The 554-nt window shown below is 43.7% G+C and carries 1 pseudogene; it reads left to right on the plus strand.

Going from position 1 to position 554, the window contains the following annotated elements:
* Positions 1-224 precede the first annotated feature (224 nt).
* Positions 225-554, plus strand: a pseudogene (locus QVP40_RS10960) (DnaD domain protein); the annotation flags it as partial.

Raw genomic sequence — 554 nt, forward strand, 5'->3', positions numbered from 1 at the left:
GACATTCTTCTACATCAATTTTATCTATTTTTAATGAAAAAGCAACAAAATACGCGGTTTCCGAGATTTGTGGCAAATATTCGAGAAAATTCGTTGTCCACATTATCCACATTATCCACATTTTTATGTGGAAAGATTTCCCCGTAAAATACCCTATTCTCATTTGAAAAATCTTGTGCTATAATGCAGGTGACTTAAAAGATTCAGAAAGCGGGAGATCGTTCATGAGCATGATTACACTGCAGAAGCCCTCCCAGTCAGAGGTTACGCTTCTGTCCAATATTTTTATAGATGACTACATGCCGGAGGCCAATGGTGAGTTTGTAAAGGTTTACATTTATCTTTTACGGGCGCTGTCCACTACTCCGGTTTCTTTCACGTTGGAACAGATGGCCGACCACCTGCTCTGTACAGAAAGGGATATTCTGCGGGCGCTGAAATACTGGTCCCGGCAGGAGCTTCTTGCCCTAGACTTCGCTGCAGATAAAAGTCTCCGTGGCATTGCCCTGCTTCTGCCAAAGGCAAAAGCCTCTGCTGAAGACGAAACGGCTGCC

It is taken from the genome of Blautia sp. CAG:257, assembly GCF_000433815.1.
GTDB classification, from domain to species: Bacteria; Bacillota; Clostridia; order Lachnospirales; family Lachnospiraceae; genus Blautia_A; species Blautia_A caecimuris.